The sequence below is a fragment of the Candidatus Pristimantibacillus lignocellulolyticus genome, from assembly GCA_023639215.1.
Taxonomy (GTDB): Bacteria; Bacillota; Bacilli; order Paenibacillales; family Paenibacillaceae; genus Pristimantibacillus; species Pristimantibacillus lignocellulolyticus.
Map to the genome: position 1 here is coordinate 4,186,225 of CP097899.1, position 12,596 is coordinate 4,198,820.

7 protein-coding genes are annotated in these 12,596 nt (G+C 42.5%); all 7 read right to left on the minus strand.

Translation table 11 applies throughout. The features are described 5' to 3' along the window. Nucleotides 1–5 precede the first annotated feature (5 nt). The 7 genes from NAG76_17915 to NAG76_17945 all read right to left on the minus strand — a co-directional run bounded on the left by NAG76_17915 (nucleotide 6) and on the right by NAG76_17945 (nucleotide 12,521). Nucleotides 6–1,106: a glycoside hydrolase family 11 protein gene (locus NAG76_17915; GenBank protein ID URN93685.1), complete on the minus strand. Its 1,101-nt coding sequence runs from the start codon at nucleotides 1,104–1,106 to the stop codon at nucleotides 6–8. 327 nt (nucleotides 1,107–1,433) lie between these two features. Beyond that, complete coding sequence (locus NAG76_17920) at nucleotides 1,434–2,513, minus strand: AI-2E family transporter (GenBank protein URN93686.1); 1,080 nt, start codon at nucleotides 2,511–2,513, stop codon at nucleotides 1,434–1,436. Between the two features lie 163 nt (nucleotides 2,514–2,676). Continuing rightward, the gene (locus NAG76_17925) at nucleotides 2,677–3,438 is read right to left on the minus strand and encodes a 4'-phosphopantetheinyl transferase superfamily protein (GenBank protein ID URN93687.1); all 762 of its coding nucleotides are present in this window, start codon (nucleotides 3,436–3,438) and stop codon (nucleotides 2,677–2,679) included. Beyond that, nucleotides 3,435–3,629: an MbtH family NRPS accessory protein gene (locus tag NAG76_17930; protein URN93688.1), complete on the minus strand. Its 195-nt coding sequence runs from the start codon at nucleotides 3,627–3,629 to the stop codon at nucleotides 3,435–3,437. The genes NAG76_17925 and NAG76_17930 overlap by 4 nt, the downstream gene beginning before the upstream one ends. Before the next feature lie 26 nt (nucleotides 3,630–3,655). Beyond that, nucleotides 3,656–9,223 (minus strand): amino acid adenylation domain-containing protein, encoded by a 5,568-nt coding sequence (locus NAG76_17935; protein URN93689.1) that lies wholly within the window; start codon nucleotides 9,221–9,223, stop codon nucleotides 3,656–3,658. Next, nucleotides 9,216–10,625 carry a glycosyltransferase gene (locus tag NAG76_17940; protein ID URN93690.1) on the minus strand — a complete coding sequence of 470 codons (1,410 nt, stop codon included), beginning with the start codon at nucleotides 10,623–10,625 and terminating at the stop codon, nucleotides 9,216–9,218. Before NAG76_17940 ends, NAG76_17935 begins: the two co-directional genes overlap by 8 nt. 30 nt (nucleotides 10,626–10,655) lie before the next feature. Beyond that, on the minus strand, nucleotides 10,656–12,521 hold the full coding sequence (locus NAG76_17945; protein URN93691.1) for a non-ribosomal peptide synthetase: 1,866 nt from the start codon (nucleotides 12,519–12,521) through the stop codon (nucleotides 10,656–10,658). Between the last annotated feature and the right edge of the window lie 75 nt (nucleotides 12,522–12,596).

The window sequence follows — 12,596 nt, forward strand, 5'->3', positions numbered from 1 at the left end:
AGTTATTACTGTATTTCTAAATAATCAATGTAAGCATCCCATGTTCCATTATCAGCTGTAACAATGAGTTCAATCTCTTGATTTCCAGTTCCATGACTGACATTATTTATAGTATAGACTGCAGGATTACTTCCTCCGTAATAGAAGGTACCCTTCAACTGTCCACCGATCTTCAAGTCGACTCTAGCCATATTTGAGTTATTCGAAGCACCTCGAAGTGAAAAACTGTGGGTACCTGTCGTGAAATTTTGTGTGTATTTCACTGAATCATTGTTAGCGTATAAAGCAACCCCAGTGAACGGCGAACTAATATTACCTGTGTACTGCCCACTTTTCGTCATACTCTCCGCTTCTTTTATGATTCCTGTGCTTGGAGTAGGAGTTGGTGTAGGTGTTGGAGTAGTTCCGCCGCCGGAATTACCACCAATAGTAAGTGTATTTGTTGTTACATCAGCACTCCCGCTACTTTGATAGCCCTCTACCGTAAGTGCAACTTCATACATCTTACCCATTGGCATCCCTAAGCTTTCCCACTTCTTAAAGTGTTCGCTGACAGATATTGTTCCATTTGAGCGTTTAGTTGTTCTTACACTCCAATATTGTTTGAATGTTGCAGTACCTATAATTGAGGGTTGATTAGTTCTAGTAGTCTCATATATGTCATATGTCCCTCCGTCTATCGAAATGGAACCCTTTAGTGTGCCTGTTGGACGATATGTGCCCCAGTTGTCGACAATGTAATATTCTACTAGAGGGTCCTTTGTCCAACCATAAACACATAGATAAGAATTTCCGCCTGGATTGAATGTTGCATTGTAGTTTATTGATATGTTTCCAAGCTGTGCATGTGTTTTCGTCGAGTCGAACTTCTTGCCTTTACGGAATAACGCATTATTGATGTTACTCCACTGGGCACTAAATGCTCCACCACTATTAAGTGTCATACTTGTTGTTCCAGAATCCTTCCATAGCTCATAGTCGTAGCCATCTTGGGTCCCAGTTTGATTGGAGTTAATCGTAGTTGCCGCCTGTACGATAACTGCGGGGATTGTAAGCGCTAAACAAAGTAAAAGTGTTAAAAATAACCTTATTCTTTTTTGTTTCATTTGGCTTTCCTCCTTTTAATTGAATTACAGCTAGTCACACCGTGATGCAGTGCATTTTTTAGTAGGACTGTGTTTACACTTCCTTTCGCAACAATTTTGAAAGCGATTACATAATTAATTTAACAGATATCTTAATAATATTTAAGATGAAAGACTTTAGATAAAATTATAAAAAACTTATATAATTGGTTTAAAATGGAAGTTATAGTTCATTTGGGAAACCTGTTGCGTTATATCTTTCATTAGATAAAAAAATCGCACATAAGGACAGTCCCTACGTACGATTGATATTATAATTAATTGTAACAAAATGAAAGAATAAGGCACTTAGGCATTTTCCCATTTCTGTTTGATGAACAGTTCATATACTTTAAGTACAATAATTTTGATGATCATATATACAGGAATAATCAATAACATGCCTATGATGCCGGCCAGATCTCCTCCAATTAAGACGATTACGATCGTTGTTATTGGATGGATATCCAACTGTTTACCGAAAATATAAGGCGCAATAAGATTATCTTGAATTTGCTGTGCTACGAGAATAATGACAAGAGACCAAATTGCGGTGGACGGCGATTCAATGAATCCGATGATTAGAATTGGAATAGCCGACAAGATAGCACCGATAAATGGAATAAAGTTCATAATAACAGCCACGACTGTAAGTAACAGTGCATAAGGTAGGCCAATAAAAAGAAAACCAATGTACATGAGAACTCCAAGTGCTAAATTGATCAGTACTCTGCCGACGATAAAATTACTAAGCGACTGATTAATATCTGTTACGACATCTGTGGCATCTGATTGAAATCTTTTCGGAGTCAATCTAACCAATTTATCTGAGAATCCACCGCTTTCTTTCAGCATGTAGAACAGAATAACAGGGAATATAAATAATACAATTGCGACATTAGAAATAACTGAAAATAGTCCTGTTACATAATTCGTTAATAACGTAACCCCTTTATTCAAGTAATTGGTAATTTGTGTTAAAGGGCTAACATCTGATGGGAAAAAGTCTGCTAAAAATCCACTTTGCTCAATCTCTTTCAATTGTTCATTCAATGAGTTTAATAAGTTTGGAGCGTTGTTAAACAAGTTCAACATTTGCGTACGGGCGGTTGGCCACACCCCAATAAAAAAACCAATCAATAGAAATGCTATAAACAAATAGATTAGTAGAATTGATAAACCTCGGTTAATTTTTTTCTTTTCCATCCAATTTACTATTGGAAGAAGCAAATAATAGAAAAAAACAGATAACATTAATGGAATCGTTATGTTGGTTACCAACGATAAAATCGGTTTAAATACAAAATCAACAAGCGTACCAACATACACGATTGCCAATATCATAAATACAGCAAGACATAATTTAATAAAATGATTAAGCTTTAACAAAAAAATTCAACCCCTTATGTGTAACTCGTTACAAAGTAAAATAAAAAAGCATTATATTTTAAGATACAACAATAATGGGCCAGAAGCAAATAGTGGAAAGAACTATTAACACAAAGAAACTGTCAAACTCTAAAGAGTTGACAGTTTCCTCATACATAAAAATTTAATTGAGTTGCGAAGCATCAAGCTCAATCAATGCATGGCAATTCCTCGATGTTGTGCAGGTCGTAAGCATATAGTCTGGATCCAACTGGACCTGGTGCAATTTCCAGTTACTTTCCAATTCCCCCGATTCTACCACCGATTGTATACAGAAAACTTGATCATTCTCGCCGCTCCCTTTAAGTCCAGTTCCAACAGCGATAGGAAAATTGCTAACATTGAGAGCAGTTTTAACAACACTGAACGAGTTCAACGGTATGGCCAATCCCTTGCCTAAAGCTTTGATGTAGCTTTCTTTGGCCGTCCAGATCATATTAAACATCCGATCGCGCTCATGTTCAGGGAGATTAATTAATGTTTCATATTCGGTGCTGGTGAACATAGACTGTGCCAGCTGCAGATCCGCCTTGACCATCTTCTCAATATCGATACCGATTGCCTCTGAGTGGAAAACTGCCACTGTCCATACACCAGAATGTGAGACATTAAATTGTACTTCATTGCCAAGTAAGATTGGCTTACCGTATTCGTTTTGAGTAAATATCATCTGATGAACTGGTAATTTGTATTTCTCGCGCAGTACATAATTCACTATCATGTTTCCAGAAAGTGATCGCCATTGATCCTCCCAATGCCGAAAACGTGCTACCCGCATTGCTCGTGCAACTGGCACAAGCGCAGACCAGCGCTCAATTCTTTCAAGATTTACTTGAACCGAACAATTATCCATTCGCACAGCATAAATAGTTGGAACAGACATCATACTTGTCGCAAGCTTAGCGGTGTCAAGTCACACCAGACTTCATTCACGAAAGTCAGGCATTCTGCTTTAGTACCACTCTTCCCAGCATTACTCCAGCCAGATGGATTATGAAGGTGCAATGGCCATAAAGCGTATTGCTCCTCTGCATTGACAACTACTTTATAGCTGTCATCTAGAATTTTGTTCTCCATTTAAAGTATCCTCCCTTATTCATTAATTAGATCCCTGCACCAATTTGGCGATCTGCAAGTTGCTGTAATTGATCTTTATTTCGAATAATCACGGCATCAGGCACAGCATCAGGTAAAATTGTCTCCATATAGCGCAATTGTCGATATTTCATACCGAGTAATCCCCAGATGAACAGGATGACACCGATCGAAGTGATTAATAGCCCAATGCCCATCCCATCTCCAGTTCCGAATAGTCCTGTGTCCTTAGTTCCTGCTGGCAACGCGGAAGCAAGTGGAACGAAAACAGACGCTACAAGTGGTCCTGCAAGAAGGAAACTAAGTGGACGCATGCTGAAAGCCATAACTTGATTCGTTGCCAATACTCGACCTTGTAATTCAAGTCCTACCTTCGTTTGAATTAATGCAAGCCAGTGCGTATTAATAAGTGCAAGTGCTAGACCAAAGCCGAATAATCCGATGGCTGCAGTCACAAGTGAAGGATAGATACCTGCAATTGCAATCGATGCACCAGTCAACATAACGAACCCGACCATCCCATCCGCTCTACGGTCAAATCCGCCCCATACTGACATAAGTATCGAGCCGATTAATAGTCCTGCACCTTCGAAGGCAATTACAATACCAACTTTGTCAGCGGTCATGAATTGTAGAAGGAACGGTGTCGTTAGTACGTTATATAAGCTCATGAAGAAATTGACAACAATGAAAAACACGACCATTGCGATCAAGCTCTTCCTTTGCATAATATATTTCCAACCTCCAATGATTTCTCTGCTCATTGGTTCCTCGCGCTTTTTGAACATCAAGTTCGGGAATCGGATCAGCGAGAGAATGACAATTGACAGACTTAATAGTACGAGATCGATAATGACAATTCTTTGTAGCCCGATCAATACGACTAGAGCTCCTCCAAGTGCAGGCGCCATAATTCCGTTCAAGGACATAACGAGTTGTCCTAATCCGTTCGCGTGTCCCAAGTACCTCTTTGGTACGAGTTGCGCTGTTGCGGCTTGGTAGGCAGGCATCGTGAAAGCTCCAGCGATTGATCCTATACCTGCAGCTACGTAGATCGCCCACAGTGATAATGCGTCCATATAGAACATAGTCGCGATGAAGATACACGAGCATAATGCTAATAACTGACCTACCAACATCACCTTTCGTCTATCATAGCGGTCCACAACTGCACCTGCGAGAGGTAGCAGCAACAATGTGGGAAGTATTGCATACAGCGATATCGTCGCATAATCTGAAATCGATCCGGAACGTTCGTAAACCCATATTCCTAAGGCGAATCCGGTCAATGACGTACCTATTGTGGAAATAATCAAGCACAATGTAACTAATAAAAACGTTTTTATGCTGGGTTTAACGTCCTTCTGCAACTGCTTCCTTATTTTTACGTGCTCAGTGACTGATGTTGTCTGAGATTCGTTGTTCAAAGAAAAACGTTTTTTTTCTAATTCGTTATCATCATCCCACTGACGAATCTGCTGTGATATAATTTTTACGACATGATCTGATTGATGTTTATGAAAATAATGGCCAGCCTGTTCAACGATATGCAATCTCACATCATCACTGAAATCCTGCCACTCCAAGTAACGTTCCTCGTAGAACTCAGTCATTCGATCGGCACCGCCGACAATACAAGATACTGGAGCTTTCAGTTTTGGTTGCTCTGGTAGAGCGTACAAAGCTGTGTAATAATCCTCCGCTTCTCGTACATCATGCCGCAAGTTACGCAGCACGAATTTCTGCTCTTCCGGGGATATTTCGTCATCGAAACCACCAAAGGCACGGAGCATGTCGCGTGCGAATTTATCGGACGTCCATTTCTCCTGTGGGAATAATCTATGCCACCATTCCGTAAATCTGAATGGTAGTCTTGTTCCAGGGAAGGTGCCTGCCATAAAGACTCCACTTACCTCTACATTCGCTTCCTGTAGCAAAAGCGCGGTACGAAGTACCATTGCCCCGCCTAAGCAATGTCCATACAGATAAACTTCACCTTTAACTTTGTTAATGATTTCTTCTGCAATCCGAGCTGAGGTTTCCTCGAGCGACATTAGCAATTGACCATCTCTACTGTAATCATGCCCGGGTAGTTCGACGGCAAACAAAGAATAGTTAGGTGGCAACCCTTTAGCCATCGGCTGGAATGTAATCGCGCTACCCCCACCGTACGGTACGCATACTAATGTAATAGCTTTGCCTCCGATATTGGATGCCTTCTTAAATTCAATTAGTAAATCATCACTACGCGTGGCTCCTGATGAGAGATGCTCTGCTAATTCACGAATTGTCGGATACTGAAAGAGATCCATCACGCTGAATGAATTGCCCATCTTACGTACAACTTTAATCGCCTTGAACGAATCACCACCAAGATCAAAAAATTCGTCGGTGACTCCAACCTTATCTAGACCTAGTATCTCACCCCATACTGCAGCAATTTGATGCTCTTCTTTGGTCTCGGGTGGAATAAATCCGGCATCACCTGCTCGATTTTCGACACTAGGTGCAGGTAACTTAGTACGATCAAGCTTACCGTTTTCGTTAAGCGGTAGCCGTTCGATCTCGACGAAGGCCGAAGGTAACATATAGTCTGGTAAAATGTTTTTAATATGCTTTCTTATTGCACTTACATCGATCTTAGTTCCAAGCATATCTTGCTCTTGACTACCATGTGTCAAGTTGTGCTCCCGCACTAGATAGGCAATCAATCGTTTGTCTCCGGGTTCATCTTCACGTATTATTACGACCGCATCGCGTATTCCTTCGAACTGCAGGAGGACTTGCTCTATTTCGCCTGTTTCGACACGATAACCTCGAATCTTGACCTGTTGATCCATCCGTCCAATAAATTGAATTGTTCCGTTTGGCAAATGGCGAACGAGATCACCTGTACGATACATTCTTGAGCCCGGTCGGACTGAAAATGGATTAGGTATAAATCGTTCTGCAGTTAGATCTGGCTTACCATAGTAGCCGCGTGTGACTGCGCTACCGCCGATATACAATTCGCCAATGGAACCAGCAGGAACCGGTTGAAGATAAGCGTTAAGCACATACGCAGGTGCGTTCGGTATAGGACGACCAAGCGGAAGAATCGCTTGATGATCGTTCTCTTTTGCATCAACAGGAACTTCATAAGCTAGCACGGAAACCGTCGTTTCTGTAGGGCCATAATGATTCTGGATTCTGCAACTAGGATGAAGTCGTCGAATGTCTGCAATTGTTCCCCAATGTGAGGCTTCACCTGCTAGAATTAAACATTCGCGAGGTATGATAACGCTCGGATTAGATACGCCTAGAAGTAACTCCATATGACTTGGAACGATCTTCATGACGTCAATCGGATACAACTCGCAATATGCCGCGAAAGCATCGGGATCAGCAGCACGTTCATACGGGATGACATGCAGTGTTCCTCCTGTTGCAAATGCTCCCCAAATCATTGGCGTTCCGAGGTCGGCAGCAAGCGTGCTGACGATGGCGAAACTCAACTCTTGTTTTAACTTCATACGCTCCATTATGCCATCCAAATAATTGGCATAATTGCTATGCTCAACTGCTACGCCCTTTGGTTTGCCCGTTGATCCTGAGGTAAACAATACATACATTAGATCTTCCGGTTTCGAGACAACTTCTGGATTACTTGCATCTTCTCTAGCGATCGCATCCCAGTCCTTGTCGAGTGAAACGGTGCGTAACGATGAAGAATCCGTACTGTCGAATAGTGGCTGTTGATCAGTTATAGAGCTTTCGGTTACGATAACCGATACTTCAGCTTCCTGAGCAATCAATCTTAATCTTTCTACTGGTAACTTAGGATCAAGTGGAACATAAGCGCCACCTGCCTTTAAGATGCCGAGCAAGCCAACGATAATATCGACTGAGCGCTCCATATAAAGACCTACTGTTTGATTAGGTATAACCTTTATTCCTCGCAAATAATGTGCTAGACGATTCGCCCTTTCATTCAGTTCCAGATAAGTCAGACTAACCCCTTCAGAGCATACGGCTAATGTCATAGGTGTAAGGATTGCTTGTCGCTCAACATTGAGGTGCGGAAATTGGAACTCCGCCATAGAAGTCTCGACAACATTCCAATCGACGAGAGTTTTTCTTAATTGTTCGCTCGAAAGTGATGCAATTTCATATAAGGGTAATTTTGAATTGTTTAATATACGCTCTAAAATATTATTGTACTGGTCTGCCAATTGCTGAATGGTTGACTCGCGGAACAGGTCTACCCTGTACGTCAACGTAACATCCATACCTAATTTTTGATTCTCGAATACTGTCATCGTCAGATCCAGCATGCCTCCACGTTTGCCATCGCCCACGAAAGGTACAATTTGGAGTTCAGGTAGATTAATCATAGACTGACCAATTCTCTCGAACAAAAACATCGTATCGAAGAAAAGTGAATGACCAATTACACGTTCCGGATTCATCTCTTCGACAAGCCGGTCGAACGGCAAATCCTGATTATCGTTTGCTTCGAGCACTGTGTCTCGGACTTTTGCAATAAAGTCGCTAAAGGTACCACCCATGTCGATTTCGGAACGCAGCGCAACTGTGTTGGCAAAGAAACCAACTAGCTTCTCTATTTCCTGCTTACCTCGATTCGCCATAGGCGTCCCAATGACAATTTCTTGCTTGCCATTATAGCTCGCTAGAAGTACTTTATAAGCAGCTAGTAAAAGGACGAACGAGGTGCAACCGAGCTGTTTACTCGTTTCACGGATACGCTGTGAGAATGAAGGATCGAGAGTCAAGCTGTAGAAACCGGCTTTGCGTTCACTTTGAATAGCGGGGCGCGGATAATCTGTTGGAAGATCAAGTGTTGCTGGTGCTGGTGTCAGTTTCTTCTTCCAGTAATCGAGCTGATCTTCGTATTCTGATCCTGTCATCCATTGCCTCTGCCAAACGGCAAAGTCCGGATATTGAATCGGTAGTTCTGGTAGAGACAATGGCTCATCTAGCGTGATAGAGCGATAGATCGTGGCAAGTTCTACGTCGAACACTTCGGCTGACCATCCGTCATAGATTAAGTGATGTGTCATCCAGACTAGGATATGCATTTCCGAATCAAGACGGAAAAGCATCGCTTTCACAAGCGGACCATTCAGAAAATCATAAGGTGCCGTTGATTCTTTGTCGATGAGCTCATAAACTTTATTTTCATCTTTCAACTCAATTATAGGTAGGTCGATTATCATCTGAGGACGAATCATCTGCACGTAATCATCGTTCTCGTAAGCAATGACAGCACGCATAATTTCATGGCGCTTAATTATCTCGTTCAATGTTCTATGCAGAGCTGGAATGTTAAGTTCACCAATCAGTTTATAGCCGTTAGCAAAGTTATATCTCGATGTTCCAGGCATATACTCTTCGAAAAACATAATTCGCTGCTGTGGAAACGATAATGGGAACTTGTTCTCACCAGCTGGCCTTTGCTGTTTCGGAATAATAGCGGATTCTGCAGCAGCTTTTGCCTTCTGCTGCCTAGCCTTCATCGCAAGGAGAGCTCGGCGTTCAGGTGACAATTGTTCGAGTCGGTCAATTGTTTTAGTCATAGAGCACCTCCGTCAAAGGCAATTGTTGATTGTTAAGTTGACGCTGTAAAAGCCTCTGCGCGAGCAAAGAACGCTTGTTGGAATTAAGTGCCTCATTGTTTACATCTAGACGATGATCCGCTAACGAGACTACGCTTTGTAAGAGCTGCTCCTGCTTTGCTGCCATATAATCTACACTCAATTGATCCGATTCAATGGCGTTGCTTCTCCTACCAATGACCGATTCAATAGCTGTACATGCCATTGTCATCGTATCATGTTCTGCCAAGGCCTTAGCTAACTGACGACAGCGCTCCTTCACCGCATTTGTCTGGATGGTTTTTATAGTATTAGCGATCAATGTTGGTTCCCACTGCATCGGCGGTAAATAATCGCCGATACCGAGTTGTTTAATCCGCCTTCCGTTATCTGGTCGATCCGTATCGGCTGCGAGCGCTAGCTGTGGTACCGCTGCAGTCATCGCTCCGGTAATTGTTCCAATCCCGCCATGGTGAATCACGCCGCTGACTAGTGGATAGACACTGGCAAGTGGCAGAATCTTGTACCAGCGAATATGATCTGGAAGCTCGCCTTGAATGAATTCTTCATGTCTTGTAACCAGAATCGTTCGCTGACCTGACAATTTGACACCTTCAATCGCAGCCTGGTAGAAGTTCGGTTTAATCATTTTGCCTGTCCCACCTGTAATCAAAAGCGGCTTCTCGCCTGACTGGATAAAATCTAGTAAATCGATTGGCAATGGCTCGTATTCGATCTCATCTGCGAGTGGGAAACCTACTGTTTCCACCTTCAGCGCCCAATCTGGAGTTTCGACTGCTGCATCAAAACTCTCATGCCAGAAACCGATGTTTTTCTTCACAGCTCCCATCCACGATGTCCAATTCGATACCGGAGTAAGTCCTAGATCGTTCCGGAAAGTATTAATACTTGATATTCCGAAGTCCAGTCCAAGTTCCTCCCAGATATGCAGCTGCGTTACATAGCTTGGTGCCAGTATTGCGGAGACGATAGGTACTTGCATAATTTCAGACACGATCATTGCTACATAACCGTCACGATCCCTACAAATGAGTACGGAATCTTCTTCTTGGCAAAGCTCTGTTATGATGTCATACTCGTGTTGGAATTTTTCCTTTGTATAATACTTGCGTTGGTAATCTTCATAGAGTTCAGGCTTATTCAGCGGATCCTCGATCATGGAAAGATCTTTCATGATCTCTGTATATTCCTCTGGTTTATCGATCCCACGAAATGCGATACCTGACTTCTCGGCAAGTTGTGAAAACACACCGTGTGTCACCAGAGTTGCCTTATGTCCGCGGCGACGAAGTGCAGAAGCCAACCGTAGGAACGGGAGTACATCTCCGTTCGTCATATGCGTGCTAAGAACGAAATTTGCCAACAACTTTCCCCTCCTTTCGTCTAATGATTGTCACTTCAGTAACGCCTCGATTTCTGCTTCTGATAGATGTTCCATTTCGCTCAATAACGCTTCGAGTTCGGCATCGTCGGTGTCGGCAAGTAAATTCGTTTCTATGATCGCAGCAAGTGAGCGAATTGTCGTTCCTTGTGTAAGCATGTCTTTTAGAGATACTTTCACACCAAATAGATGTCCACAGCGGACAAGTATTTGAGTTGCTACGAGCGAATGACCGCCCAAATCAATAAAATTGTCATCAAGTCCGATTTCATCAAAATTGAAAAATCCAGACCAGATCTGAGCAAGCTCTTTCTGAATGTAAGTCTGTGGTGGAACATATTCTTGACTGATCATGAGGCGTGACACAGTTGGACTCGGTAATAGTTTCCGGTCTGTCTTGCCACTTGGGGTTAGTGGGAATGTCTCCATCTCAATAAAATAAGAAGGAATCATATAGTCGGGTAAATGCTTCTGTAGATAATTTCTTAACTCGCTAATAGATGGAGAATATACAGGGTTAGGGATGAAATAAGTTGTGATGCGCTGGTCTCCGGGTTGATCTTCACGAACGACAGTTACGACTTGATTGACGCCTGGATGTTGTTCAAGTACATTGCTAATCTCACCTAACTCGATACGGAAGCCCCGTACCTTTACTTGATCATCGTTTCGACCTAAACATTCAAGATTCCCGTCACTGAGCCAGCGTCCAAGATCTCCGGTATGGTACATACGTGATCCCGGTTCTTTGCTATACAGATCGGGTACGAATCGCTCGGCAGTCAGATCCGGTCTGCCGTGATAGCCACGTGCAAGTCCGATACCACTGATAAAGAGTTCTCCGATTTCACCTTGACTGACCTGTTCATATCGGTCGTTTAGGACGTACACTTCGTCATCAGAAATAGCCTTACCAATCGGAATTATAGATCGTTCAAGGTTACGGTCGCTAGTCCAACTCGTTACAAATACCGCTGCCTCTGTTGGGCCATACAGATTGTGGAGTTGTCCAGACATTGTGCTGCAGAAGCGTTCGTTCAGCGCTGCAGATAAAGGCTCCCCACATAAGAAAACATGCTTCAGAAGAGGGAGATCTTCGGATAGGTCTGAGCTTAAAAAGGTCTGGAGCATCGTTGGCACGAACTGTACAAATGTAATTGACTCACGTTTCATAACATCCCACAAATATGAGGTATCAAGATGCCCTTGGGGCTTAGCCATAATGAGACTTGCACCACACATATGAGGCCAGAAAAATTCCCATACCGAAACGTCAAAACTATAAGGAGATTTCTGAAGAAGTCTATCGTTTTGCGTCATTAGGAAGGTAGATTGTAGCCAGAGAACTCTGTTACGTATGGCAGCATGTGTATTCATTGCGCCTTTAGGTTTGCCGGTTGATCCTGAGGTATAGAACATGTAAGCTAGATTGTTTTCATCTAAAGTGATATTAAGATTTCCTTGCTCTTCTCGATATCCTTCCGATGATTCTACTTCATCTAAAATCAGTACATCGGCGTCAAACTCATCCAGTAGTTCTGAAAATTGACGCTGCGTAATTACAAGTCTTACGTCGCTATCATTAATCATATAAGCAAGTCGATCCTTCGGATAATCCGGATCTAACGGTACGTACGCACCCCCTGCCTTCAATACAGCGTAAAGTGCAACAACCATTTCAATCGAACGCTCCATAGATATTCCTACTAGAATGTCTGGTCCGACACGAAGCGACCTTAACCGATACGCTAGTAAATTTGCGCGACGGTTCAACTCGTCGTAAGTTACGGACTTCCCCTCGAATCTAACGGCTTCTTCATTGGGTGTACGTTCTGTTTGTTGCTCAAACAACTGGTGAATCAAATTTTTCACCTGCATTCAATCACTCCTTTTCTTGTGTAGTAAATAGTAGAAATTACATATATTGTATAAATCAAGCTGCATCATCATTAT

Bases quoted from the DNA above. Each gene is read 5' to 3' on its own strand.
- NAG76_17915 (URN93685.1), bottom strand. From the start codon at position 1,106: ATGAAACAAAAAAGAATAAGGTTATTTTTAACACTTTTACTTTGTTTA.
- NAG76_17925 (URN93687.1), bottom strand. From the start codon at position 3,438: ATGATGTCTGTTCCAACTATTTATGCTGTGCGAATGGATAATTGTTCG.
- NAG76_17930 (URN93688.1), bottom strand. From the start codon at position 3,629: ATGGAGAACAAAATTCTAGATGACAGCTATAAAGTAGTTGTCAATGCA.
- NAG76_17935 (URN93689.1), bottom strand. From the start codon at position 9,223: ATGACTAAAACAATTGACCGACTCGAACAATTGTCACCTGAACGCCGA.
- NAG76_17945 (URN93691.1), bottom strand. From the start codon at position 12,521: ATGCAGGTGAAAAATTTGATTCACCAGTTGTTTGAGCAACAAACAGAA.